General features: G+C 68.1%; 2 protein-coding genes and 1 pseudogene. All 3 read left to right on the forward strand.

Annotated features, from left to right (window positions below; all coding sequences use genetic code 11):
- Window positions 1-625, forward strand: a pseudogene (locus tag G3N99_RS39565) (hypothetical protein); the annotation flags it as partial.
- Window positions 626-640: 15 nt separating this feature from the next.
- Window positions 641-1750 carry a hypothetical protein gene (locus G3N99_RS39570; protein WP_174933438.1) on the forward strand — a complete coding sequence of 370 codons (1110 nt, stop codon included), beginning with the start codon at window positions 641-643 and terminating at the stop codon, window positions 1748-1750.
- 58 nt (window positions 1751-1808) lie between these two features.
- Window positions 1809-2063 (forward strand): acyl carrier protein, encoded by a 255-nt coding sequence (locus G3N99_RS39575; protein WP_011350104.1) that lies wholly within the window; start codon window positions 1809-1811, stop codon window positions 2061-2063.
- The last annotated feature ends 43 nt before the right edge of the window (window positions 2064-2106 follow it).

The following is a 2106-nucleotide window of genomic DNA, read 5'->3' on the forward strand; positions in this document are numbered from 1 at the left end:
CGGCGCCGGCGCGACGCTGTCGTTCGACGTCGCACGCTCGAACACCGTCTATGCGAGCGCGTGGCTCGAACGCGGCACGACGCGGCCGTTGCCCGCGTTCATCGCGAACGGCACGCCGCTCGATTCGCCGGCCGCATACGACGCGGTCGATCGCCGCAACGATCGCCAGTACATGTGGCGCAGCGCGGTCGGCATGCAGAGCGCGCTGCCCGGCAATTTCTCGCTGATCGTCGAGTGGTCGCACGACGAGGCGCGCTACGACGCGAACCAGTGGCGCCAGATGGTCGGCGCGGTCCGCGCGAACAATGCGCTGCTGCCCGTCGCGCCCGGCGCGGCGCTGGCCGGCCTCGGCGGCACGGCCGATTTCGTCAGCGTCGACGGCAACCTGCGCGACTACCTGTTCGCGCGGCTCGGCAAGAAGATCGGCCGCGTCGAGTACTCGCTGCGCGGGGTCTATTCGCCGCAGGACAAGGGCCTGCTGGCGATCGCGCAGGTCGTCGCCGACGTGAACAAGCGCGTGAGCGTCGATGTCGCGGTCACCCGCGCGTTCTCCGACAGCAACTCCGAGTACCGGATGGTCGGTCTCGGCACCCGTATCGACGCCGCCGTGCGCGTGCGCTTCTGACAGGAACCCAGCCCCATGTCCACGCTTTCCGTCCCCGCTTCGTCCGCCGACCCGCTCGCGACCGCACCGCTGCTGCTGCGCGTGGCCGACCAGGCTGCGTATCCGGTGCTGCGCCACTTCGACATGATCGCGTCGCTCGGCACGCCGCCGCGCGCAGCGGCCCGGCTCGTCGAAGCGGCCGCCGTGCGGCTGCTCGACAGCGAGATGGTGATTGCGTTGCATGCCGCCACGCCGGACGTGCTGCCCGATTCGTCCGCGTCGACGCCGCTACGGCACGACGAGGCGCCGCTCACCGAAGCGCTGCTCGAACAGATCAGCCGCGAGGGATTCCATCACCTGTTCAAGCCGTTCATGCGCGCGTTCATCCGCATCATGTTCGGCCTGTTCTTCTCCGACGACCAGAACCGTCGCGCGTGCGACTGCATCGACAGCGGTCACAACTTCGCGTTCCTGATGAGCGATGGCGGCGGCCCGACGCTCGCCGCATGGCGCACGGTCGTGCGCAGCGACGACAACGGCCTCGCGCTCACCGTCGACAAGGTATGGGGCATCGAGGCACATCGCGACTGCATGGCGGTGGTCGCCGCGCGATTGCCGGGCGTGATGTTCCCGGCCGCCTACCTCGTGTGGCCCGACGAGTATCGCAAGCTGAAGCGCACGACCTGCGGCGCGCCGTTCCTCGCGGGCAACCTTCAGCTCGCGAACGTCGGCGGCCAGGTGCGCGTGAGCGCCGAAGATCGCCTGCGCATTGGCGGCCCGACCGTGTTCAACAAATACCTGACCGTCGTGCGCCCCTACTTCGTCCGTGCGCTGATGGCGCACGTCGGCTGGCTCGAACGCACCGGCCGCGTCGAACTCGACGCCGACGCGCGCGCCGTCCACCAGTTCATCGCCGACGCCGCCCGCAGCCAGACCGACGACGCGCACTACAGCTTCGGCAAGGTGCAGCGCGTGCTCGCGATCAAGCTGCTGTCGAACGAATTCCTGACGGCGCTCGTGCGCGACGGCAGGGTCGCCACGTTCGACGACCAGCGCGACCTGCTGGCGTTTTCGAAGATGGAAGGCAGTTCGTACCGTTGTTATCACGAGCTTCGCAAGAGCCTGCGCTGCGAAGCCGGCAGTTGACCCACGCGACAGGCCGATCGATCCCGATCAACCCACTTCATTATCAGGAGCTCCTCTCATGACGACCCAGAACGTTCCGGCCGACGCGCTCGACATCCTGTCCCGCGAAGTCGCGAAGATCCTCAACGTCGAGACCGTCGACACCGACGCCGGCATCGGCGAACTCGGCATCGATTCGCTGAACATCGTCGAGCTGATCGTGTTCTGCGAACAGCTCTACGGCTCGATCGACCCGGAAGCGCTGAACATCACGCAGTACACGACGCTGCAGCAGCTCGACGCGCAACTGCGCCGCCAGCAGCACGCCGCCTGACACGACGATGCTCGCGCCCCTTGCGACCGCGGCGGCCCCCGCC

The sequence above is a fragment of the Burkholderia sp. Ac-20392 genome (assembly GCF_017104585.1).
In the GTDB taxonomy this organism is placed as follows: Bacteria; Pseudomonadota; Gammaproteobacteria; order Burkholderiales; family Burkholderiaceae; genus Burkholderia; species Burkholderia lata.